Source organism: Stenotrophomonas sp. YJH_SMC_36 (genome assembly GCF_059369935.1).
This window is the reverse complement of the sequence record NZ_JCAFTD010000002.1, coordinates 389,076-410,789: the sequence shown is the minus strand read 5'-3', so window position 1 is coordinate 410,789 and position 21,714 is coordinate 389,076. Positions and strand designations below refer to the sequence as shown.

25 protein-coding genes are annotated in these 21,714 nt (G+C 66.6%); 20 read left to right on the top strand and 5 right to left on the bottom strand.

Going from position 1 to position 21,714, the window contains the following annotated elements; translation table 11 throughout:
* Positions 1-61: 61 nt before the first annotated feature.
* Positions 62-640, bottom strand: coding sequence for a GNAT family N-acetyltransferase (locus tag AC5P76_RS05110; RefSeq protein ID WP_253119740.1), 579 nt, complete (start codon positions 638-640; stop codon positions 62-64).
* A 151-nt stretch (positions 641-791) separates the two neighbouring features.
* Entirely contained in the window at positions 792-2,681 is a 1,890-nt protein-coding gene (gene parE, locus AC5P76_RS05105) for a DNA topoisomerase IV subunit B (RefSeq protein ID WP_053519719.1), read from the bottom strand.
* A gap of 160 nt (positions 2,682-2,841) precedes the next feature.
* On the opposite strand from parE, the gene AC5P76_RS05100 reads away from it, so the two are divergent.
* The 9 genes from AC5P76_RS05100 to truD all read left to right on the top strand — a co-directional run bounded on the left by AC5P76_RS05100 (position 2,842) and on the right by truD (position 10,578).
* Positions 2,842-3,078 (top strand): hypothetical protein, encoded by a 237-nt coding sequence (locus AC5P76_RS05100; RefSeq protein ID WP_253119743.1) that lies wholly within the window; start codon positions 2,842-2,844, stop codon positions 3,076-3,078.
* Between the two features lie 413 nt (positions 3,079-3,491).
* Entirely contained in the window at positions 3,492-5,156 is a 1,665-nt protein-coding gene (gene pyrG, locus AC5P76_RS05095) for a CTP synthase (RefSeq protein ID WP_065174923.1), read from the top strand.
* 90 nt (positions 5,157-5,246) lie between these two features.
* The gene (gene kdsA, locus AC5P76_RS05090; RefSeq protein ID WP_053519722.1) at positions 5,247-6,077 is read left to right on the top strand and encodes a 3-deoxy-8-phosphooctulonate synthase; all 831 of its coding nucleotides are present in this window, start codon (positions 5,247-5,249) and stop codon (positions 6,075-6,077) included.
* The gene (locus AC5P76_RS05085; RefSeq protein WP_053519723.1) at positions 6,074-6,421 is read left to right on the top strand and encodes a hypothetical protein; all 348 of its coding nucleotides are present in this window, start codon (positions 6,074-6,076) and stop codon (positions 6,419-6,421) included. Before kdsA ends, AC5P76_RS05085 begins: the two co-directional genes overlap by 4 nt.
* Positions 6,422-6,672: 251 nt before the next feature.
* The gene (eno, locus tag AC5P76_RS05080; RefSeq protein WP_053519724.1) at positions 6,673-7,965 is read left to right on the top strand and encodes a phosphopyruvate hydratase; all 1,293 of its coding nucleotides are present in this window, start codon (positions 6,673-6,675) and stop codon (positions 7,963-7,965) included.
* Positions 7,966-7,969: 4 nt separating this feature from the next.
* Complete coding sequence (gene ftsB / locus AC5P76_RS05075; RefSeq protein ID WP_053519725.1) at positions 7,970-8,323, top strand: cell division protein FtsB; 354 nt, start codon at positions 7,970-7,972, stop codon at positions 8,321-8,323.
* Complete coding sequence (ispD, locus tag AC5P76_RS05070; protein ID WP_053519726.1) at positions 8,320-9,018, top strand: 2-C-methyl-D-erythritol 4-phosphate cytidylyltransferase; 699 nt, start codon at positions 8,320-8,322, stop codon at positions 9,016-9,018. The genes ftsB and ispD overlap by 4 nt, the downstream gene beginning before the upstream one ends.
* A gap of 34 nt (positions 9,019-9,052) precedes the next feature.
* Positions 9,053-9,550, top strand: coding sequence for a 2-C-methyl-D-erythritol 2,4-cyclodiphosphate synthase (gene ispF, locus AC5P76_RS05065; RefSeq protein WP_197570955.1), 498 nt, complete (start codon positions 9,053-9,055; stop codon positions 9,548-9,550).
* Positions 9,547-10,578, top strand: a complete 1,032-nt coding sequence (gene truD / locus AC5P76_RS05060; RefSeq protein WP_164152232.1) for a tRNA pseudouridine(13) synthase TruD — start codon at positions 9,547-9,549, stop codon at positions 10,576-10,578. Before ispF ends, truD begins: the two co-directional genes overlap by 4 nt.
* A gap of 10 nt (positions 10,579-10,588) precedes the next feature.
* Here truD and AC5P76_RS05055 read toward each other — a convergent pair whose 3' ends face one another.
* Positions 10,589-11,128 (bottom strand): Smr/MutS family protein, encoded by a 540-nt coding sequence (locus tag AC5P76_RS05055; protein WP_065181254.1) that lies wholly within the window; start codon positions 11,126-11,128, stop codon positions 10,589-10,591.
* Positions 11,129-11,337: 209 nt separating this feature from the next.
* Between AC5P76_RS05055 and surE the strand changes: the two genes are divergently transcribed.
* The 4 genes from surE to AC5P76_RS05035 are packed head-to-tail and all read left to right on the top strand — an operon-like array spanning position 11,338 to position 14,195.
* Complete coding sequence (gene surE / locus AC5P76_RS05050) at positions 11,338-12,117, top strand: 5'/3'-nucleotidase SurE (protein ID WP_053519730.1); 780 nt, start codon at positions 11,338-11,340, stop codon at positions 12,115-12,117.
* Complete coding sequence (locus AC5P76_RS05045; RefSeq protein ID WP_253119746.1) at positions 12,114-12,791, top strand: protein-L-isoaspartate(D-aspartate) O-methyltransferase; 678 nt, start codon at positions 12,114-12,116, stop codon at positions 12,789-12,791. Before surE ends, AC5P76_RS05045 begins: the two co-directional genes overlap by 4 nt.
* 19 nt (positions 12,792-12,810) lie before the next feature.
* A complete protein-coding gene (locus tag AC5P76_RS05040; protein WP_053519732.1) occupies positions 12,811-13,425 on the top strand; it encodes a YqaA family protein in 615 nt (204 codons plus the stop codon).
* Positions 13,422-14,195: a peptidoglycan DD-metalloendopeptidase family protein gene (locus tag AC5P76_RS05035; RefSeq protein ID WP_053519733.1), complete on the top strand. Its 774-nt coding sequence runs from the start codon at positions 13,422-13,424 to the stop codon at positions 14,193-14,195. Before AC5P76_RS05040 ends, AC5P76_RS05035 begins: the two co-directional genes overlap by 4 nt.
* A gap of 116 nt (positions 14,196-14,311) precedes the next feature.
* Here AC5P76_RS05035 and AC5P76_RS05030 read toward each other — a convergent pair whose 3' ends face one another.
* Together AC5P76_RS05030 and yhbY are read right to left on the bottom strand one after the other, a co-directional pair.
* On the bottom strand, positions 14,312-14,686 hold the full coding sequence (locus AC5P76_RS05030) for an Mth938-like domain-containing protein (protein ID WP_053519734.1): 375 nt from the start codon (positions 14,684-14,686) through the stop codon (positions 14,312-14,314).
* Between the two features lie 13 nt (positions 14,687-14,699).
* Positions 14,700-15,005, bottom strand: a complete 306-nt coding sequence (gene yhbY / locus AC5P76_RS05025; protein WP_053519735.1) for a ribosome assembly RNA-binding protein YhbY — start codon at positions 15,003-15,005, stop codon at positions 14,700-14,702.
* Positions 15,006-15,070: 65 nt separating this feature from the next.
* On the opposite strand from yhbY, the gene rlmE reads away from it, so the two are divergent.
* From rlmE to hflX, 7 genes are all read left to right on the top strand, one after another.
* Positions 15,071-15,703 carry a 23S rRNA (uridine(2552)-2'-O)-methyltransferase RlmE gene (rlmE, locus tag AC5P76_RS05020; protein ID WP_053519736.1) on the top strand — a complete coding sequence of 211 codons (633 nt, stop codon included), beginning with the start codon at positions 15,071-15,073 and terminating at the stop codon, positions 15,701-15,703.
* Positions 15,704-15,769: 66 nt separating this feature from the next.
* The gene (ftsH, locus tag AC5P76_RS05015; RefSeq protein WP_053519737.1) at positions 15,770-17,707 is read left to right on the top strand and encodes an ATP-dependent zinc metalloprotease FtsH; all 1,938 of its coding nucleotides are present in this window, start codon (positions 15,770-15,772) and stop codon (positions 17,705-17,707) included.
* A gap of 103 nt (positions 17,708-17,810) precedes the next feature.
* Positions 17,811-17,996 (top strand): hypothetical protein, encoded by a 186-nt coding sequence (locus AC5P76_RS05010; RefSeq protein WP_053519738.1) that lies wholly within the window; start codon positions 17,811-17,813, stop codon positions 17,994-17,996.
* A gap of 159 nt (positions 17,997-18,155) precedes the next feature.
* Positions 18,156-19,052 (top strand): dihydropteroate synthase, encoded by an 897-nt coding sequence (gene folP, locus AC5P76_RS05005; RefSeq protein WP_495222685.1) that lies wholly within the window; start codon positions 18,156-18,158, stop codon positions 19,050-19,052.
* Entirely contained in the window at positions 19,052-20,005 is a 954-nt protein-coding gene (miaA, locus tag AC5P76_RS05000) for a tRNA (adenosine(37)-N6)-dimethylallyltransferase MiaA (RefSeq protein ID WP_495222684.1), read from the top strand. Before folP ends, miaA begins: the two co-directional genes overlap by 1 nt.
* Before the next feature lie 96 nt (positions 20,006-20,101).
* The gene (gene hfq, locus AC5P76_RS04995) at positions 20,102-20,377 is read left to right on the top strand and encodes an RNA chaperone Hfq (RefSeq protein ID WP_004152891.1); all 276 of its coding nucleotides are present in this window, start codon (positions 20,102-20,104) and stop codon (positions 20,375-20,377) included.
* Positions 20,378-20,391: 14 nt separating this feature from the next.
* Entirely contained in the window at positions 20,392-21,702 is a 1,311-nt protein-coding gene (hflX, locus tag AC5P76_RS04990) for a ribosome rescue GTPase HflX (RefSeq protein WP_065174932.1), read from the top strand.
* The last annotated feature ends 12 nt before the right edge of the window (positions 21,703-21,714 follow it).

The following is a 21,714-nucleotide window of genomic DNA, read 5'->3' as shown; positions in this document are numbered from 1 at the left end:
GCCGCGCCGTATGTGTCCAAAGCCATGGCCGGGCGTTGTCGTCGGTTGCGGCCAGATTGGGTCAAGTGGGCAGGGCGCTCGCGGCTTCGTCATCGGCCAGCAGCCCGTACACAGCCGAGTCGGCCAACTCGCCCTGGATGCGCCAGCGCTGGCGCAGGAGGCCCTCACGATGGAAGCCGAGGCGTTCAAGCACGTGCGCGGAGGCCGCATTGCGCGGATCGATCTCGGCTTCGACGCGATGCAGGCGCAGCGTCCGGAACAGGTAGGCCAGCACCTGCTGCAACGCCTCATGCATGTAGCCCCGGCCCTGGACCTCAGGTGCCAGCAGATAGCCGATCTCGGCACGCGCAGCATCGCGATCTACGGCAAACACCACGCAGATGCCCAGCAACGGCCCTTCCAGCGATTCGCGCACGGCCAGCTTGAGCTGGGTGCCGATGGCGTGTGCGGCGAGGTCGTCGTCGATCTGTTCGCGGGCTTCGCCCGGCCGTTTCCAGGCAGGATGGTTCCACCAGCGCATGACCGCCGGGTTGGATTGCAGCGTGAACAACGCAGCAGCGTCATCACGACGGATCGGGCTCAGGACCAGCCGCGTGCTGTGCAGGGGCAGGCCGGGGAACAGCAGCGAGTGGCTGGGCAATGCGGTGGTCCACGCGGATGAGCGCGCATTATGGACCCGCAGGGTTTGCCGATGGGGGTGTAATGCCCCGGTGGGCGGCCTGGACCGGCACTGCCAGGCCATGCAGCCAGAGCCGTTTCCCGACAGGAAACGGCCCCGGCCCGCGCTGGGATCAGACTTCCAGCGACGCCAGATCGCCCTTGGTCTCCAGCCAGCCCTTGCGGTCAGACGCCCGCTTCTTGGCCAGCAGCATGTCCATCAGCGAACGGGTCTGCTCGCGATCGTCCACGGTCAGCTGCACCAGGCGACGGGTGTCCGGGTGGATGGTGGACTCACGCAGCTGCGACGGGTTCATCTCGCCCAGGCCCTTGAACCGGGTCACATTGACCGCGCCCTTGATCTTCTCGCGCTCGATCTTGTCCAGCATGGAGCGCTTTTCTTCCTCGTCCAGCGCGTAGAAGACCTGCTTGCCCACGTCGATGCGGAACAGCGGCGGCATTGCCACGAACACGTGGCCGGCGTCGACCAGCGCCGGGAAGTGCTTCAGGAACAGCGCCGTCAACAGGGTCGCGATGTGCAGGCCGTCCGAGTCGGCGTCGGCCAGGATCACCACCTTGCCGTAGCGCAGGCCGCTGATGTCATCCTTGCCCGGATCGCAGCCGATGGCGATGGCCAGGTTGTGCACTTCTTCCGAGGCCAGCACGCTGTTGGAGGAGACTTCCCAGGTGTTCAGGATCTTGCCGCGCAGCGGCATGATCGCCTGGAAATCCTTGTCGCGTGCCTGCTTGGCGCTGCCGCCTGCCGAATCACCTTCCACCAGGAACAGTTCGGTACGCGACAGGTCCTGGCTGATGCAGTCGGCCAGCTTGCCCGGCAGGGCAGGGCCCTGGGTGACCTTCTTGCGGACCACCAGCTTTTCGGTCTTCAGGCGTGCGCTGGCGCGCTCGATGGCGATCTGCGCGATCTTCTCGCCCAGTTCCACGTTCTGGTTCAGCAGCAGGCTGAATGCATCGTGCGCGGCACCTTCCACGAAACCGGCGGCCTGCCGCGAGGACAGGCGTTCCTTGGTCTGCCCGCTGAACTGCGGATCGGTCATTTTCAGCGACAGCACGAACGACACGCGGTCCCACACGTCTTCCGGCGCCAGCTTCACGCCACGCGGCAGCAGGTTGCGGAAGTCGCAGAACTCGCGGAGCGCCTCGGTCAGGCCGGTGCGCAGGCCGTTGACGTGGGTACCGTGCTGGGCAGTCGGGATCAGGTTGACGTAGCTTTCCTGGACCAGCTCGCCTTCCGGCAGCCAGGCCACGGCCCAGTCCACCACTTCGGTGTCCTTCTTCAGGTTGCCGACGAACAGGTCGGCCGGCAGCATTTCGCGCTCGCCCAGCTCCAGCTTCAGGTAGTCGCGCAGGCCGTCCTCGTAGTACCAGGTGTCGACTTCGCCGGTGGCTTCGTCGGTCAGCTTCACGGTCAGGCCCGGGCACAACACCGCCTTGGCGCGCAGCAGATGCTTGAGCGCGCGCACCGCGAACTTCGGTGTATCGAAGTACTTCGGGTCCGGCCAGAAGCGCACGCGGGTGCCCGTGTTCTTCTTGCCGACCGTGCCCACCACTTCCAGCGGCGTGGCGCGGTCACCGTTACGGAAGGTGATGCGGTGTTCGGCACCTTCACGCTTGATGTGCACCTCCACCAGGGTCGACAGCGCGTTGACCACGCTGACGCCGACGCCGTGCAGGCCGCCGGAGAAGGTGTAGTTGTTGTTGCTGAACTTGCCGCCCGCGTGCAGGCGGGTCAGGATCAGCTCGACACCCGGGATCTTCTCTTCCGGATGGATGTCCACCGGCATGCCACGGCCGTCATCGCTGACCTCCACGCTGCCGTCCTTGTACAGGGTGATCTCGATCGAGCGGGCGTGGCCGGCGAGGGCCTCGTCCACCGAGTTGTCGATCACTTCCTGCGCCAGGTGGTTGGGGCGCGCGGTGTCGGTATACATGCCGGGACGGCGCTTGACCGGGTCAAGGCCGGACAGGACTTCAATATCGGCGGCGTTATAGCGGGCGTTCATCTATGTTCTAAAGCGCGGAGCGACGCGCAAGTGTGCGGTCTGGGCGGCGAATTTGCACGCCTGCGGTTCAGCCTCGCCACCGGGGAGGGGGTAAAATGGCAGCCGCTGGAATCCGGACGCCAGCGTCCCCATGTCCCAGCCATACCGCGAGGAGGACTCCATGAAGAAGTTGCTGACCATTGCGATCCTGGCCGCTGCCGCCGTTGCGGTGCCGCTGGTGATGGCGCAGAACGCCGGCCAGCCGGCCCCCCCGCAGCAGGGTGACCAGGCCGACAAGGCACAGGCCGAAGCCGACGCCAAGGCCAAGCGCCGCGCGCAGGCCAATGCGGAGCTGAAGGCCAAGGGCCAGCCGGTTCCGCAGCAGGAAGAAGAGGAAGAGGCGCGCAAGAAGCGCTGAGCGCACGCTCACCCTCCCTTTCCCACGGAAGCCCTGTAGAAGAGGACTTCTGGCGACGCCACGCCCCCGCAAGGGGGCGTTTTTCGTTCGGTCGGCCTGCACAAGCCTCTTGGGTTGGCGGCCATCTATCTGTAAACTATGGCTTTCCGGGAGTAGTGCGTGTCCACCATTTGCGAATGGGCTGGCACGGCCATGCGTGGCCTCCAGCAATGCGGGTCGCAGGTGACGGTCGATGTGACCGGCGCGGTTGCCCCGACCTCGCGCGATGGTTACCGTCTGGCGCCAGCCGCCGCACGGATCGGCACCTCCCTCGCTGCCCCAGCGAACCGGAAAACCCCCTTCAAGCGCCATGTCCGCCCCCAGGGCGTGCGTGGCGCTGTCGTTTTCCATTTCCAGACAGGATGCTTGCAGCCATGACTCCCTTGATTTTCGTAACCGGCGGCGTGGTGTCCTCGCTCGGCAAAGGCATTGCCGCTGCGTCGCTGGCCGCCATTCTCGAAGCCCGTGGCCTGAAGGTCACGATGATGAAGCTCGACCCCTACATCAACGTTGATCCGGGCACCATGAGCCCGTTCCAGCACGGCGAGGTCTATGTCACCGACGACGGTGCCGAGACCGATCTCGATCTGGGCCACTACGAGCGGTTCGTGCGGACGCGCCTGAGCCGCAAGAATTCGGTCACCACCGGTCGCATCTACGAGAACGTGATCCGCAAGGAGCGTCGCGGCGATTACCTTGGCGCGACCGTGCAGGTCATTCCGCACATTACCGACGAGATCCGTCGTTGCATCGACGAAGCCACCGAAGGCTATGACGTCGCCCTGGTCGAGATCGGCGGCACCGTCGGCGACATCGAATCGCTGCCGTTCCTGGAGGCGATCCGCCAGGTGCGTACCGAGCGTGGTCCGGAGAAGGCGCTGTTCATGCACCTCACCCTGGTGCCGTACATCGGCGCGGCCGGCGAACTGAAGACCAAGCCGACCCAGCACTCGGTGAAGGAGCTGCGTTCGATCGGCATCCAGCCGGATGTGCTGTTGTGCCGTTCGGAGCAGGCCGTGCCCGATTCGGAGCGTCGCAAGATCGCCCAGTTCACCAACGTTTCCGAACGCGCCGTGATCAGCGTGCCGGACGTGGATGTGCTGTATCGCATCCCTTCGGGACTGCATGCGCAGGGCCTGGATGAGATTGTCGTCAACCAGCTGAAGCTCGCTGACAAGGCCGGTCCTGTCGATCTGTCGGTGTGGGAGGACGCGGTCGACGCCACGCTGCATCCGCTCGACGAGGTGACCATCGCCGTGGTCGGCAAGTACGTCGACCACCAGGATGCATACAAGTCGGTCGGCGAAGCACTCAAGCATGGTGGCCTGCGCCAGCGCACCCGGGTCAATCTGAAGTGGCTGGAAGCGCAGGACCTGGAAGGCACGGACATGGCCGCGCTGGCCGATGTCGATGGCATCCTGGTGCCGGGCGGATTCGGCGACCGTGGTTTCGAAGGCAAGGTGCTGACCTCGAAGTTCGCCCGCGAGAACCAGGTGCCGTACTTCGGCATCTGCTACGGCATGCAGGCGGCCGTGGTCGATTACGCGCGCAACGTGGTCGGCCTCGAAGGTGCCAACAGCACCGAGAATGATCGCCAGTCGCCAAATCCGGTGATCGGCCTGATCACCGAGTGGCGCACCGCTGCCGGTGACGTCGAGAAGCGCGACGACAAGAGCGACCTGGGCGGCACCATGCGTCTGGGCCTGCAGGAGCAGCGCCTGAAGCCGGGCACGCTGGCGCGTGAGCTGTACGGCAAGGACGTGGTGGCCGAGCGCCACCGCCACCGGTATGAGTTCAACAACCGTTACCGCACCCAGCTGGAAGACGCCGGCCTGGTGATCGCCGGCAAGTCGATGGACGACACCCTGGTGGAAGTGGTCGAGCTGCCGCGCGATGCGCATCCCTGGTTCCTGGCCTGCCAGGCGCATCCGGAGTTCCTGTCCACGCCGCGTGACGGCCACCCGCTGTTCATCGGCTTCATCCGCGCGGCACGCGAGCGCAAGGCCGGTGGCCAGTTGTTGCAGGAAGCGCGCGCCTGACTTGCGATGGGGCCCGCCAGGCCCCATCTTGCTCGCTTGAACCAAGTGCATCGGCCCGTTCGATGTAGCGGACAACTCTAAGGAAACGCCATGAAACTGTGTGGATTCGAAGTGGGGCTGGACCAGCCCCTGTTCCTGATCGCCGGCCCCTGCGTGATCGAGTCGATGCAGTTGCAGCTCGATACCGCTGGCAAGCTGAAGGAGATCACCGGCAAGCTCGGTGTGAACTTCATCTTCAAGTCCAGCTTCGACAAGGCCAACCGCACGTCTGGTACCGCTTTCCGCGGCCCGGGCATGGAGGAGGGGCTGAAAGTCCTGGCCGAGGTCAAGAAGCAGATCGGCGTGCCGGTGCTGACCGACGTCCATGAGTACACCCCGATGGACGAAGTGGCTTCGGTCGTGGATGTGCTGCAGACCCCGGCATTCCTTGTTCGCCAGACCGACTTCATCCGCAAGGTGTGCTCGGCCGGGAAGCCGGTCAACATCAAGAAGGGCCAGTTCCTGGCGCCCTGGGACATGAAGCCGGTCGTGGAGAAGGCCAAGGCGACCGGTAACGATCAGATCATGGTCTGCGAACGCGGTGCCAGCTTCGGCTACAACAATCTGGTGAGCGACATGCGTTCGCTGGCGGTGATGCGCGAGACCGGGTGCCCGGTGGTGTTCGACGCCACCCATTCGGTGCAGCTGCCGGGTGGGCAGGGCACCAGCTCCGGCGGCCAGCGCGAACATGTGCCGGTGTTGGCCCGGGCCGCGGTGGCGGTGGGTATCTCCGGTCTGTTCGCCGAGACCCATCCTGACCCGTCCAAGGCCCTCTCCGACGGTCCCAACGCATGGCCGCTGGACCAGATGGAAGCACTGCTCGAAACGCTGATGGAGCTCGATGCGGTGACCAAGAAGCACGGTTTCTCACGCTTCGCGTGAAGTCTGACCCATGGACGGCGCTGGAAACCCAGCGTCGCCGCCGGCACTGGAAACAGTGGCCGTGGGGCCTGATCGCACTGGGCCTGGCGGGGTTGTTCACGGTGGGCGTGTTCGGTCTGGTGCTGATCGGCGCAGCGTCCGTGCGGTCACCGGGTGATGGCAGCAGCGTGCTCAATCTGCGGGCGTACTTCATGGCGCTGCTGGCCGGCGAGCTGTTGACTGCCGGCGGCTGCATCGCTGCCGCCGTGCTGGCTTGGCGCCTGAATCGCGGCAGGGTGGCCGCCGGGCTGGCGGTTGTGCTGCTTTCGCTGTGGCTCGGTGCGCTGTCCTACGGGGTGCTCTGATGAATGCGAGCACGTCTGCACGCGATTGGCCCTGGGGCCTGATCGCGCTCAGGCTTGCGGCGCAGGCATGGCGCCGTCTGTCCGGCCATTGCCTCTGCTTTGCGGGTGCTCCTGGTATCGCTGCTGCTGCCGGGGCGGGGGCCAGCCGGGGCTGACGCCGTTCACGCCATTTGGCAACGGGCGGGCAGCCGGGGATAATCACGCGGCATTCGTTTTGTCGCCCCCTCTCCATACAGGTAACCGGCCCGACCATGAGTACGATCCGCAGCATCCACGCCCGTGAAATCCTCGACAGCCGTGGCAACCCCACGCTGGAAGCCGAAGTCACCCTGGAGGACGGTTCGTTCGGTCGTGCCGCGGTTCCCTCCGGCGCCTCGACCGGCACCAAGGAAGCGGTCGAGCTGCGTGACGGCGACAAGACCCGCTACCTGGGCAAGGGCGTGCGCAAGGCCGTCGACAACGTCAACACGACCATCGCTGCCGCGCTGAAGGGCTTCGAGGCCACCGACCAGTCCGGCCTGGACCGCCGCCTGATCGACCTTGATGGCACCGAGAACAAGGGCCGTCTGGGCGCCAACGCGCTGCTCGGTGTCTCGATGGCGGCCGCGCACGCCGCCGCAGCATCCAGCAAGCAGGCGTTGTGGCAGTACCTGGCCGGCAGGACCGGCGTGACCCCGTCGCTGCCGGTGCCGATGATGAACATCATCAACGGCGGCGCGCATGCCGACAACAACGTCGATTTCCAGGAGTTCATGGTGCTGCCGGTCGGCTTCACCTCGTTCTCCGAAGCGCTGCGCGCCGGCACCGAGATCTTCCACTCGCTGAAGTCGGTGCTGAAGGGGCATGGCCTGAGCACCGCGGTCGGTGACGAAGGCGGCTTCGCACCGGACTTCCGCAGCAACGTCGAGGCGCTGGACACCATTCTCGAAGCGATCGGCAAGGCCGGCTACACCGCGGGCGAGGACGTGCTGCTGGGTCTGGACGTGGCCTCCAGCGAGTTCTTCGAGAACGGCAAGTACAACCTGGTCGGCGAGAACAAGCGCCTGACCTCTGAGCAGTTCGTCGACTTCCTTGCCGACTGGGCCGCGCAGTACCCGATCATCACCATCGAGGATGGCCTGGCCGAGAACGACTGGGCGGGCTGGAAGCTGCTGACCGATCGCATCGGCAAGAAGGTGCAGCTGGTAGGCGATGACCTGTTCGTGACCAATCCGAAGATCTTCCAGGAGGGCATCGACTCCGGTACTGCCAATGCCATCCTGATCAAGGTCAACCAGATCGGCACCCTGAGTGAAACCCTGGAAGCGATTGCCATGGCTGACCGTGCCGGTTACGCCGCTGTCGTGTCGCACCGTTCGGGTGAAACCGAAGACACCACCATCGCCGACATCGCCGTGGCGACCACTGCCACCCAGATCAAGACCGGCTCGCTGTGCCGCAGCGATCGCGTGGCCAAGTACAACCAGCTGCTGCGCATCGAGGAAGCCCTCGGTGCCGGCGCGCGTTACGCCGGTCGTGACGCGTTCGTTTCGCTGAAGCGCTGAGGCCATGCGCGATTGGCGCTGGCTGCTGCTGGTGCTGGCCCTGCTGCTGGCATGGCTGCAGTACCGTTTCTGGTTCGGCCCGGGCAATTCGGGGGAAGTGATGATGCTCGAAGCCCAGGTTGCCGGCCAGGAACGGGACAACGAAGGTCTGCAGCAGCGCAATGATGCGCTGGCTGCCGAAGTGAAGGACCTCAAGGAAGGCCAGTCCGCCATCGAAGAGCGCGCACGCAGTGAGCTGGGCATGATCAAGCCCGGCGAGAAGTTCTACCGGGTGGTCGACGACGCGCCGGTTCGTCCGGCGCAGCCGCCGGTGCCGATGCCCGAACAGGCGGGCGACCACCCGGCGGACGTGCCATGAGCGCGGCGATCTGGGTGGTCGTTCCCGCTGCCGGTCGTGGCGCCCGCTTCGGTGCGCCACTGCCCAAGCAGTATCTGCAGGCGGGCGGGCAGATGCTGCTGGCCCACACCCTGCAGGCACTGCTGGCCCACCCGGCCGTTGCCGGCGCGATGGTGGTGATCGGCGAGGATGACGCGGATTGGCCGGGCTGGAGCGAATGGGCCGGCAAGCCGGTGCTGACCTGCACGGGGGGGGCGACCCGCGCCGCCTCCGTGCTGGCCGGCCTGCTTGCGCTGCCGGAGAGCGTCCGCGCCGATGAGTTCGTGCTGGTGCACGATGCGGCGCGGCCCAATCTGTCGCTGGCCGACCTGGGCCGCCTGCTGGAGGTTGGCCGTACCGATCCGGTCGGGGCCATTCTTGCCGCGCCGGTACGCGACACCCTGAAGCGGGCCGGTGACGATGGTGGCATCGACGGCACCGAGCCACGCGAGCGCCTGTGGCGCGCGCTGACCCCGCAGCTGTTCCGCCGCCATCAGTTGATCCGCGCGCTGACCGACGCCGCTGCGTCCGGCGTGGACGTCACCGACGAAGCCATGGCCATGGAACGCCAGGGCCAGCGCCCGCTGCTGGTTGAAGGCAGCGAGGACAACTTCAAGGTCACCACGCCCGCCGACCTGGACCGCTTCGAATTCGTACTTTCCCGCCGCGCCGGCTGAACGCCCGCGCGGCCCTGCTGCAAGGGTTGCATCCATGAGCACTGCTCCGTTCCCGCCCGTCCGCATCGGCCAGGGCTACGACGTCCACGCCTTTGGTGAGGGTGACCACATCATGCTGGGAGGCGTGCGCGTGCCGCACAGCCACGGTGTGCTCGCGCACAGCGATGGCGACGTGATCCTGCACGCGCTGTGTGACGCCATGCTCGGCGCGCTGGCGCTGGGCGACATCGGCCAGCACTTTCCGCCCAGCGATGATCGCTGGAAGGGGGCCGACAGCAGCGACTTCGTCCGCCACTGCGACGCTCTCCTGCGTGAGCGTGGCTGGTGCGTCGGCAACAGCGATGTCACCGTGATCTGTGAACGACCGAAGGTCGGGCCGCATGCGCTGGCAATGCGTGAATGCATCGCGGCACTGTTGCAGCTGCCACTGGATGCGGTCAGCGTAAAGGCCACCACGTCGGAGAAGCTTGGCTTCACCGGTCGCGGTGAAGGCATCGCGGCACAGGCTGTGGTCCTGCTGGTGGCGGCATGATTCCGCTGCCGCTCGCGTTCGGTGCGCCGCTGCTGCAGGCGCGCATCCGCACCACCCCGGAGGATTTCCAGGTCGACGAGCTGCCGGCCTTTGAGGCCACGGGCGAGGGCGAGCATCTGCTGCTGCATGTCCGCAAGCGCGGTGCCAACACCGTGCATGTGGCCAAGGTGCTGGCCAAGTGGGCTGGCTTGCCGGAGATGGCGGTCAGCTATGCCGGGATGAAGGATCGCCACGCGGTCACCACCCAGCGCTTCAGTGTGCATCTGCCCAAGCGCGTCGCGCCGGATCTGGCGCTGCTGGCCAGCGATGATATCGAAGTGCTCGATGCAACCTGGCACAACCGCAAGCTGCAGCGTGGCGCGCTGGCCGGCAATCGTTTCAGGCTGGTGCTGCGCCAGGTACGCGGCGATGCGGTCGCAATCAGCGAACGCCTGCAGCAGATTGCCGATCGTGGTTTGCCGAACTGGTTCGGCGAGCAGCGTTTCGGCCGCGATGGCGGCAACGTTCCGGCAGCGCTGGCGATGTTCGGTGGCCGCCGCATGCGCAAGGACCAGCGCTCGCTGCTGCTGTCGGCTGCGCGTTCAGCACTGTTCAATCGCGTGCTTGCCGCACGCGTGGAGCAGGGTGTCTGGGACCAGCCGCTGGACGGTGAGGTGTGGATGCTGGATGGCAGCCGCAGCGTGTTTGGTCCGGAGCCTTACACCGATGCACTGGCAGCGCGGCTGGCCGGGTTCGATATCCATCCCAGCGCGCCGTTGTGGGGAGAGGGCGAGCTGCGCAGTACCGGCGCAGCCCGCGAGCTCGAACTGCGCGCGCTCGACGACGAGGAATCGAAGGCGCTGCGTGCCGGACTGGAAGAGGCACGGCTGAAGCAGGAGCGCCGCGCGTTGCGCCTGCGTCCTGCGCTGCTGCAGCACCAGTGGCTGGCGGAAGATGTGCTTGAGCTGTCGTTCGCGCTGCCGCCGGGCTGCTACGCCACCGCGGTCCTGCACGAGCTCGGACCGGTCGAGGACGCCGCGCAGTCCTGAGCGGATTGCATCAGCGCCGGGACAGCAGCACCAGTACGGCACCGGTTCCGCCCTGGCTGGTCGGCGCCGAATGGAAGGCAAGCACATCATTGCGCAGGCGCAGCAGCCGGTCGACCAGATTCTTCAGGACCGGCGCACCACCGTCGGATTGCAGTCCCTTGCCGTGGATGATGCGCACGCAGCCATACTCATGTGCGTGCGCCTCCAGCAGGAACTGACGCAGCATGGCCTCGGCCTGCGCTGCGGTCGCGCCATGCAGATCCAGCTCGTCCTGCACCGAGTACTGGCCGCGCTTGAGACGCTGGAACAGCCGCGGCGGAAGGGCGTCGCGCCGGTAGCTGGCCACATCCCCGGCTTCCAGCGGTGCGCTGTCGCGCAACAGCCGGGCGAACTCGCCGGCGGCCTCGGCCTCGTCGCGTTCGGCCATGCGCGCGCGCGGCTTCGGCCGGGCAGCGGCCGGCGCGGGTTCGGCCTCTTTGCGCAGCGGCGTCACTTCGCCGATGGCCGCGCGGAAGAGCGCGGCAGGGTCTTCGTCTTCTGGATGCGACATGCGCACAGGGTAAACCGGTGAGGCGGGCCTGCCTATCGCAATGCGAGGCCAGTCGTGACCGCCGGCAGGGTAGGACCTGCGGCTCGCATGCGGCACAATAGACGATGCCCCTGCAGGGTCGTCGGCTTCCGCAGGGAAGCACGACGGTCCCGCCAACACCGCACGGTGACGGAATCGAATTCTTGGAAAATCAAGCGGTTAAATCGAAGATGCGAATTCTGGTCAGTAACGACGATGGCGTCGACGCCGCAGGTATCCGGATGCTTGCCTCGGTACTGCGTGACGCCGGCCACGAAGTGACGGTGGTCGCACCCGACCGCGATCGCTCAGGCGCCAGCAATTCACTGACCCTGGACCTGCCCATCCGGCTCAAGCGCATCGATCACTACACCGTGTCGGTGGCCGGCACGCCCACCGACTGCGTGCATCTGGCGCTGACCGGCCTGCTGGAGTTCGAACCCGACATTGTCGTGTCGGGCATCAACAACGCCGCCAACCTGGGTGACGACGTGATCTATTCCGGAACCGTCTCGGCGGCGATGGAGGGGCGCTTCCTCGGCCTGCCCGCGGTGGCGGTGTCCCTGGTGACCCGCAATCACGATCCCCGTCACTTCGAGACCGCGGCGCGTGCCGCCGTGGAAATCGTCGCCCGCCTCAAGGCCGACCCGCTGCCGGCGGACACCATCCTCAACGTCAACGTGCCCGACCTGCCGTGGACCGAGGTCAAGGGTTTCGAAGTCACCCGGCTGGGCAACCGCCATCGCGCCGAAGGCTGCATCCCGCAGAAGGATCCGCGCGGCAACGAGGTGTACTGGATCGGTCCGGCGGGCCGCGAGCAGGACTCCGGCCCCGGCACCGACTTCCACGCGGTGCGTACCGGGCATATCTCGATCACCCCGATCCAGGTGGATCTGACCCGCTATCAGGCGCTTGAGAAAGTGGCCAGCTGGGTCGGCGGTCTCAGCGCCGCGCTGGACCAGCCGGCATGAGCCCACGCCTTCGCCTGCAACCGGAAGCCGTCGGCATCGGCATGACGTCACAGCGCGTCCGCGATCGTCTGGTCGATCGCCTGCGCGAAGCCGGCATCGTCGACGAGTCCACGCTGAACGCGATCCGGGTGGTGCCCCGCCATCTGTTCATCGACGAGGCCCTGGCCTCGCGGGCCTATGAAGACACCGCGCTGCCGATCGGCCACGGCCAGACCATCTCGCAACCCTGGGTGGTGGCCCGGATGACCGAAGCGGTCGTGCAGGTGGCGCCCAAGCGGGTGCTGGAGGTGGGGACGGGCTCCGGCTACCAGGCCGCCGTGCTTGGTGCACTGGGTCTGGAGGTCTACACCGTGGAGCGCATCGGCGACCTGCTGCGGCAGGCCCGCAAGCGGTTCCGCGCACTCGGCATGAACATCCGCACCAAGCACGATGACGGCCGTGTCGGCTGGGCCGAGCACGGCCCGTTCGATGCCATCGTCGTCACAGCTGCGGCCCCGGCGCTGGTCGACGCACTGATCGAGCAGCTGGCCGAAGGTGGCCGGCTGGTGGCGCCGGTCGGCGGTGCCAGTGCACAGTCGCTGGTGCAGCTGGACCGCAGGGCCGACGACAGCGTCGAACAGCGCGTGCTGGCACCGGTCACCTTCGTGCCGCTGCTGTCTGGCATGCTGGATTGAATCCACGGAGCAGGGTTGCATGAAGATTTTCGGACCGCTGTACGAGCGGGCGATGAAGTGGGCGGCGCACGAACGCGCGCCGACCTACCTGACGGTGCTGAGTTTTTTCGAGGCGATCATCTTTCCGGTGATGCCGGAAGTGATGCTGGCCCCGATGTGCGTGGCTCAACCCCGGCGCGGGTGGTGGTTCGCGACCCTCAGCCTGGCCGGTTCGATGGTCGGTGCCGTGGTCGGCTATGCGCTGGGTCACTTCGCATTCGAGGCGATCAAGCCGTTGTTCGAAGTGCTGGGCATGTTGCCGGCAATCGAACAGGGCATCACCACCGTGCAGGAGAAGATGGCCGAATCGCCGTGGGCGGTGTTCACGTTCCTGGTCCTGGGCGGCTTCATGCCGATCCCGATGAAGGTCTTCACGTGGGCATCGGGTATCGTCGGCGTACCGATGCCGCAGTACCTGCTGAGCATGCTGATCGGACGCGGCAAGCGCGTGTATGTGCTCGCTGCCGTGATCCGCATCGGTGGAGCGCGCGCCGAAGCGGCGCTGCGTCGCTGGATTGAACCGCTGGGCTGGATCGCCACCGCGTTGGTGGTGGTGCTGATCGCCTGGCTTGTATGGAGGTCGAAGTTCGCATGAGTGCTGATCGTCTGAGCAAGGGAGTGCGCGTCGGCGCGCTGGTGCTGCTGGTTTCCGGCCTGGCTGCCTGTGGCACTGCCACGGTGGTGCGGCCCAATGGCAGTGGTGGCGGGGCGGCGGTCACTACGCCCAAGACTTCGGTGGCCAAGCCGGGGCAGACCGTGGTCGTGCGCAAGGGCGACACGATCTACGCGCTGGCCCGCATCCACGACATCACCCCGGCCGATCTGATCGCGTGGAACAGCCTGGACAACCCGTCGACGATCTATCCGGGGCAGGTCATCCGCCTGTATCCGCCGGGGGCCAGCAGCGGCCGCGCACCGACCACCGTGGTCACCGCGCCGCGCAGCGGCGGCAGCACGGCACCGGCCACGGCACCGGCCGGTCCGGTGAAGAGCAACATCGCCTGGCGCTGGCCGGCCGATGGCGCGATCGTGGGCCGCTACGTGGCCGGCGACGCAACCAAGCAGGGCGTCGACATTGCCGGCACCAGCGGGCAGGCCGTCAAGGCCACCGCCAACGGTGTGGTGGTGTACTCGGGCGCCGGACTGGTCGGCTATGGCGAGCTGATCATCATCAAGCACAGCGACCAGTGGCTGTCGGCCTACGGCCACAACCGCAAGCGCCTGGTCAACGAGGGACAGAGCGTGAAGGCGGGTGAGCAGATTGCCGAGATGGGGCGCACCGGCGCGAATCGCGACATGCTGCACTTTGAAATCCGCTACAACGGCAAGCCGGTCGATCCGCAGCAGTACCTGCCAGCGCGCTAGCGCAGGCAGGTACGGTAGCGCCGGGCCATGCCCGGCGTACGTGCATCAAGGTAGCGCCGGGCCATGCCCGGCGTATGCGCATCAAGGTAGCGCCGGGCCATGCCCGGCGGTGGTCCTCAACCTTCCAGGATGAACGCGGCCGCCACCTTGCGGCCTTCGCCGGCAAGGATGTTGAAGGTGCGCGCCGCGGCAGGGTTGTTCATCACTTCCAGGCCGATCCCGCGCGACAGGCAGGCGGCCATGACCGCAGCCGACGGAAACACCTGCCGCTCGCCGGTTCCCAGCACGATCAATGCAGGACTCAGTGCCAGCACCGGTTCCAGGTCGGCCACCGTCAGCGCCGCCGCATCGGCGACAGGCCAATGTTCGACCAGCTGGTCCGGCGTCAGCAGAAAGCTGCTGGCCAGCACCGTGTCATTGACCTTGGCCGAGCGGCCATCGGCAGCGCGCAGGCTGTAGGCGTAATCGGGCGGCTCGTGGTTCAGCTGCATGGCGGTAGCGCGATCAGCCGCGCGGCAGCACGATCTGGCGCTGTTCCCTGCTCGGGCGATACAGCACGGCAACGTGACCGATGCGCTGCACCAGCGCACTGTCGGTGGCTTCGACGATCTCGCCGATCATCGCGTCCCGGGCCTCGCGGTCCTCGGCTGCGACCTTGACCTTGACCAGCTCGTGGCGCTCCAGCACTTCGTTCAGCTCCGCGATGAAGGCCGGGGTCACTCCCTTGCCGCCGGTCTGCAGCAGGGCCTTCAGGTCGTGGGCTTGGCCGCGCAGGAAACGGGTCTGGGAGGCGGTCAGGGCGATGGACATGCAGGAAAAGACGGTTGAATGGGGGGATCAGGGTATCATGACGGCCCCATCAGCCCCTATTTCCAATGGCAACCCGCAGCAAAAGCAGCCAGCGCTGGCTCAAGGAACACTTCTCCGACCCCTTCGTGAAGAAGGCGCAGGCCGAAGGCATGCGCTCGCGGGCGGCCTACAAGCTTGAAGAGTTGCTTGAACGTGACCGCCTGCTGAAGCGGAACATGGTCGTGGTGGACCTCGGTGCCGCCCCTGGCGGATGGTCTCAGCAGGTTCGGAGACAGATGGGCGATACCGGCCGCGTGCTGGCGCTGGACATCCTGGACATGCCGCCGCTGGCGGGCGTGGAGTTCCTTCACGGTGACTTCAGGGAAGAAGCCGTCCTATCTCAGTTTGAAGCCATGCTCGGGGACGAGCCGGTGGACCTTGTGCTGTCGGACATGGCCCCCAATAAAAGTGGCATGGACGCGGTCGACCAGCCGCGGATGATGCATCTGGCGGAGCTGGCGCTGGACTTCGCCGACAACCACCTGAAGACCGGCGGGGCGTTCCTGATCAAGCTGTTCCAGGGTGTGGGCTTTGACGACTACGTGCGTGAAATGCGCCGTCGCTACGACAAGGTCTCCATCCGCAAGCCGGAAGCGTCGCGCAAACGCTCTCCCGAGGTGTACGCCTTGGGTCAGGGCAAACGCGCCCACATGAAGTAAGCTCGCAACGTAAGTTTCAACCCCAACGCAACGCCCGCACTGAGAGGAACACCGGAGCCAATGAGGATGAACGACTTGACCAAGAACCTCCTGCTATGGGTGGTCGTCGCCGTCGTGCTGATGGTGGTCTTCCAGAGCTTCTCGCCCAAGTCCTCCGGGGCCGGTGCGCAGGGTGCGTCCTATTCGCAGTTCCTGGACCAGGTGGACAGCGGCAACGTGCAGAAGGTCGCCTTCGGCGGCGACATGCGCGGCGGCACCAGCCAGATCACCTACACCACCCGGGGTGGACAGTCGTCCACCATCACCGCGCCGTTCGATCGCGACCTGATCAACGTGCTGCGCACCAAGAACGTCGAGATCGTGCAGGAGGAGCCCTCCAGCGGCATCTCCTTGGGCGCGATCCTGATGAATTTCCTGCCGGTCATCCTGATCATCGGCTTCTGGCTGTTCATCATGCGCCAGATGCAGGGCGGCGGCGGCGGCGCCAAGGGCGCGATGTCCTTCGGCAAATCGCGCGCCAAGCTGCAGGGCGAGGACCAGATCAAGGTCACCTTCGCCGATGTCGCCGGCTGCGACGAGGCCAAGGAGGAAGTGGGCGAACTGGTCGACTTCCTGCGCGACCCGTCCAAGTTCACCAAGCTGGGCGGCAAGATTCCGCGTGGCGTGCTGATGGTCGGCCCGCCGGGTACCGGCAAGACGCTGCTGGCCAAGGCCATCGCCGGTGAGGCGAAGGTGCCGTTCTTCTCGATCTCCGGTTCGGACTTCGTGGAAATGTTCGTCGGTGTCGGCGCCAGCCGCGTGCGTGACATGTTCGAGCAGGCCAAGAAGCACGCCCCGTGCATCATCTTCATCGACGAGATCGATGCCGTCGGCCGTCACCGTGGTGCCGGCCTGGGCGGCGGTCACGACGAGCGCGAGCAGACCCTGAACCAGCTGCTGGTCGAGATGGATGGCTTCGAGGGTGGCGAAGGCGTGATCGTGATCGCCGCGACCAACCGTCCGGACGTGCTGGACCCGGCGCTGCTGCGCCCGGGTCGCTTCGATCGCCAGGTGGTGGTCGGTCTGCCCGACGTGAAGGGCCGCGAGCACATCCTGAAGGTGCACATGCGCAAGCTGCCGCTGGCCGACGACGTCGAGCCGCTGGTGATCGCACGCGGTACCCCGGGCTTCTCCGGCGCGGACCTGGCCAACCTCTGCAACGAGGCAGCCCTGTTTGCTGCGCGTGGCAACGAGAAGGAAGTCCGCATGGACCACTTCGACCGTGCCCGTGACAAGATCCTGATGGGTGCCGAGCGCCGTTCGATGGCCATGAGCGAGGAGGAGAAGACGCTCACTGCCTACCACGAAGCCGGCCATGCCATCGTCGGCCGCCTGGTGCCCGAGCACGACCCGGTCTACAAGGTCACGATCATTCCGCGCGGCCGCGCCCTGGGTGTGACCATGTACCTGCCTGAGGGCGACAAGTACTCGATGAACCGCGTGGCGATCCAGTCGCAGCTGTGCTCGCTGTACGGCGGCCGCGTCGCCGAAGAGCTGATCTTCGGCACCGACAAGGTCACCACGGGTGCGTCCAACGACATCGAGCGCGCCACCAAGATGGCCCGCAACATGGTCACCAAGTGGGGCCTGTCCGAAGAACTCGGTCCGATCGCCTATGGCGAGGAGGACGACGAAGTCTTCCTGGGCCGCTCGGTGACGCAGCACAAGAGCGTGTCCAACGACACCGCGCGCCGCATCGACGAGGAAGTGCGCAACATCCTCGACAAGGCCTACGCCCGCACCACCCAGCTGCTGACCGACAACATCGACAAGCTGCACACGATGTCGCAGCTGCTGCTGCAGTACGAGACCATCGACGCGCCGCAGATCGACGCCATCATGGAAGGTCGCGAGCCGCCGCCGCCGGCGGGCTGGAACAAGTCGAACAAGGACGGTGGCAGCAACGACAAGGGCGGTGATGCCCGTCCGCTGCCGCCGATCGCCGGTCCGGCCGAATCGCACTGACGGCCCCGCCGCACGTGACATCAGACGAGGCCGGGGCAACCCGGCTTCGTCGTTTCCGGGCCCTCGGCCCACCCCGAAGAACCGATCTGACGCTGGAGCCCGCATGTCCGCCCCGAAGCCCGAACCGATTTCCCACACCGTCGAGATGGTCATCGCCACCGTGGTCGGCGTGGGTGTGGGCCTGGGGGCCGACAATCTGCTGCTGGGCTGCGTGGTGGGTATTGCGATCGGCATCGTCCTGAGCATTGCCAGGACCCTGTACGTGGACCGCAAGCGCCGCCGCCGTTGAGGGGTTTCCGCAGGGCTGACGCCCTGCAACCGGACCGGCCCCGCCTTTCATCAGCAAACCCGCTGTTGCTCTGGCTGTTGTTGTCGCCCTGGCCTCTGCGGGTGCAGGGCGCAGCCCTGCCGAACTAAACTACCCGCCGTTGTCCCTGCAGGATTGCCCATGTTCGATACCTCGCCCCAGCTCGACTGCGCCGGTCGCATCCTGCGCCTGGACCGTGCCCGGGTCATGGGCATCGTCAACGTCACCCCGGATTCGTTCTCTGACGGGGGGCACCATGACACCACGGAGGCCGCAGTCGCGCATGGCCTGAAGCTGGTGGAAGAGGGCGCCGACCTGCTCGACATCGGGGGTGAATCGACCCGTCCCGGCGCTGTACCGGTATCGGTGGATGAAGAGCTCCGCCGCATCGTTCCGGTCATCGAGCAGCTTGCGGCGCGTACCTCCGTGCCGATCAGCATCGATACCTTCAAGCCTGAGGTGATGCGCGCGGCGGTGGCCGCCGGCGCCGGCATGATCAACGACATCTTCGGCCTGCGCCAGGACGGCGCGCTGGAAGCGGCCGCTGCGGCCAACGTGCCGGTGGTGCTGATGCACATGCAGGGCGAGCCGGGCAACATGCAGGCCGATCCGCACTACGACGACGTCGTTGCCGAAGTCCACGGGTTTCTCGTGCAGCGCCTGTTCGCCGCCGAGATGGCCGGCATCGCGAAGAAGCATCTGGTCATCGATCCGGGTTTCGGCTTCGGCAAGAACACCACGCACAACATGACCCTGTTGGCGCGTTCGGAGCGTTTTCTGGAACTGGGTGTGCCGATGCTGGCGGGCCTGTCGCGCAAGCGCAGCCTTGGCGAGCTGACCGGGCGTGAAGCGCCGGCCGAGCGGGTGGCGGCGTCGGTGGCCGCGCACCTGATTGCCGTGCAGCGCGGTGCGCGTATCGTGCGTGTACATGACGTCGCCGCCACCGTCGATGCACTGAAGATCTGGCAGGCAGTGGACGCCGTGCCGGCGCCACGCGATGACACCCGGCCGACGATCAGCTGGCCGGACGAAGACTGATGGGCGTTGACCGGCGGCCGCTGGCGATTGCCGTGATGGGGCCGACCGCCAGTGGCAAGACGGCCACCGCGATCGCCCTGGCCCGGCAGCTGGATGGCGAGATCGTCAGCGTTGACTCGGCGCTGGTCTATCGCCATCTGGATATCGGTTCGGCCAAGCCCGACGTTTCCGAGCGCGCACAGGCGCCGCATCACCTGCTGGACCTGCGTGATCCGTGGCAGACCTACTCAGCGGCAGAGTTCGCCGCCGACGCCGGCCGCGTCGTCGCCGACATCGTTGCGCGTGGACGGATGCCGATCCTGGCCGGGGGCACCGGCCTGTACTTCCGCGCCCTGCTGCAGGGACTGTCGCCCATGCCGGAGGCGGACCCGGCCCTGCGCGCCACGCTGGCAGCCGAGGCCGCCGAGCGTGGTTGGGCCGCGTTGCATGCCGAACTGGCGAAGGTGGACCCCGCCGCGGCTGCCCGCATCCATGCGACAGACCCACAGCGGATCCAGCGGGCGCTGGAGGTCTATCGGCTGACGGGAACGCCGATCAGCGAGTGGCAGCGCCGGCCCGGCGTGGCGCCGCTGCCGGTACGCACCCTGAAGCTGGTCCTGGCGCCGCGCGACCGGGCAATCCTGCACCGGCGGATCGAGGCCCGCTTCGATGCCATGCTGGCCCAGGGCTTCCTCGACGAAGTGCGCGATCTGCGCGCGATGCCGGAAATGGCCGCTGTCGCGGCACCGCTGGACCTGCCGGCGGTGCGTGCGGTCGGCTACCGCCAGGCTTGGGAGCATCTGGACGGCCGGATCGATGCCGGCGGCTTCCGCGACAAGGCGATCTTCGCCACCCGCCAGCTGGCCAAGCGGCAGCTGACCTGGCTGCGCGGTGAGCTTGACGCGCGCTGGTTCGACCCCCATATCGACCACGAGCGGATGGCCGACGCGGTGTCGACCTTCGTCGCACGCTGAACCGCCGCCAGCCGTGTAACATCACTGTCCGGCGGGCGGCTCGGGGGCCGCGGCGGCCGCCGGCAACCCAATAAGAACAATAATCAGGAGTGAGCAATGTCCAAGGGGCAATCGCTGCAGGATCCTTTCTTGAATGCACTGCGGCGCGAGCGCGTGCCGGTTTCGGTGTACCTGGTCAACGGCATCAAGCTGCAGGGCACGATCGAGTCGTTCGATCAGTTCGTGGTCCTGCTGCGCAATACGGTCAGCCAGATGGTCTACAAGCATGCGATCTCCACCGTGGTGCCGGCACGCAATGTGAAGGTTGGGCCGGGCGGTGGTTATGTGCAGTCGGGTGAAGGTGGTCAGGCAGGTGATGAAGCAGACGAGTAAGACCGGAGCGGTGAATGTTTGACCGCTCGAAAAAGGGTGAACATGCCCTGTTGATCCAGCCGCACTTCGGCAAGCTGGAAGACGACGTGCTGGAAGAGTTCGGTGATCTGGCCCGCTCGGCAGGGGCCAGCATCGCTGCCACGATCACCGCGCGCCTGGACCGTCCCAATCCCTCGACCCTGATCGGCAGCGGCAAGCTGGATGAGATCAAGGCAGCAGCCGACGCCACCGGCGCCGATCTGGTGCTGGTCAACCATGCGCTGAGCCCCGGCCAGGAACGCAACCTGGAACGCTTTCTGGAGCGCCGGGTGATCGACCGTACCGGGCTGATCCTGGACATCTTCGCGCAGCGCGCTCACAGCCACGAAGGCAAGCTGCAGGTCGAGCTGGCGCAGCTGCGTCACCTTGCGACGCGGCTGGTGCGCGGCTGGACCCATCTGGAGCGCCAGCGCGGTGGTTCGATCGGCCTGCGCGGCCCGGGTGAAACCCAGCTGGAAACCGACCGCCGTCTGCTGCAGAAGCGGGTGGAGCAGTTGCAGAAGCGGCTGGAGAAGGTCGAAGTCCAGCGCACCCAGATGCGCCGTGCGCGCGTGCGCAGCGAACTGCCGCGTGTGGCCCTGGTCGGTTACACCAATGCCGGCAAGTCGACCCTGTTCAACGCGATGACCGGCGCCGAGGCCTATGCGGCCGACCAGCTGTTCGCGACCCTGGACCCGACGGTGCGCCGCATCGCTGTGCCGGGTGGCAACGTCGTGCTGGCCGACACCGTCGGCTTCGTCCGTGACCTGCCGCACGACCTGGTGGCCGCGTTTCGCTCGACCCTGTCCGAGGCCCGCGAGGCCGATTTCCTGCTGCACGTGGTCGATGCGGCCGATCCGCACCGCGAGGAGCGCATCGCCCAGGTCGACGAGGTGCTGGCTGCGGTCGGTGCGGGTGATCTGCCGCAGCTGCTGGTGTTCAACAAGATCGACCGTATCGAGGGCGCCGAAGTGCGCCACGATGGTCAGGATGGCGTGCCGGACGAGTCGCGCCGCGAGCGGGTCTGGATCTCCGCGCGTGACGGGCAGGGCCTGGAGCTGTTGCAGGCGGTGCTGGGCAAGCGCCTGGGGTTGCAGCATGTGACCGGGGAGCTGCGCCTGCCGCCGGATGCGGGCCGCCTGCGCGCGCGCCTGCATCAGCTGGAAGTGATCCGCAGCGAGCAGGCAGACGAGGAGGGCTGGCTGCTGCAGGTCGATCTTCCGATTGCCGAAGCCGAAAAACTCGCGGCGGGCATTGATGGCGGGCCGATCCGTGCCCTGCTGCCGGAAAAGCTGCCGGAATGGTGAGATAGCGCCGCA